This window comes from Streptomyces sp. XY431 (assembly GCF_001279805.1).
GTDB lineage: Bacteria > Actinomycetota > Actinomycetes > Streptomycetales > Streptomycetaceae > Kitasatospora > Kitasatospora purpeofusca.
This window is the reverse complement of record NZ_LGDO01000317.1, coordinates 1-512: the sequence shown is the minus strand read 5'-3', so window position 1 is coordinate 512 and position 512 is coordinate 1. Positions and strand designations below refer to the sequence as shown.

Annotated in this window: 1 protein-coding gene; it reads left to right on the top strand. The window is 70.3% G+C overall.

Going from position 1 to position 512, the window contains the following annotated elements:
* Positions 1–512, top strand: a 512-nt coding sequence (locus ADK60_RS24755) for a condensation domain-containing protein (RefSeq protein WP_234371240.1), incomplete at both ends; no start/stop codon positions are given.

Here is a 512-nt window from a genome sequence, read left to right as displayed (position 1 = left end):
CTGGCTCGGATCCTGGACGAGGAACGCGGCCGCTTCGACCTCACCCGACCGCCCCTGCTCCGCTTCGCCCTCGTCCGTCTGGGCGACGAGCACTGGCGATTCGCTCTGACGAATCACCATGTCCTGCTGGACGGGTGGTCCCTCCCGCTGCTCTACCAGGAGCTGTTCGGGTTCTACTCGTCCGACGGGAGCGACGCGGCGCTGCCTCGCGTCGTGCCGTACCGGGACTACGTGTCGTGGCTGGCCGGCCAGGACCGCGAGGAGGCCGAGCAGGCCTGGGCCGAGGCCCTCGACGGCGTGTCCGAGCCGACGCTGCTCGTGGATGTCCCCACCCGGACGCAGGCCATGCCCGAGCACCTGTCGTTCGCGCTCCCTGCCGAGCAGACCTCGGCTTTGGTGCTCTGGGCGCGTGATCGCGGTGTCACCCTGAACACGGTGGTGCAGGCGGCCTGGGCGATCGTGCTGGGGCGGTTGACCGGGCGCGATGACGTGGTCTTCGGTGCGACGGTCTC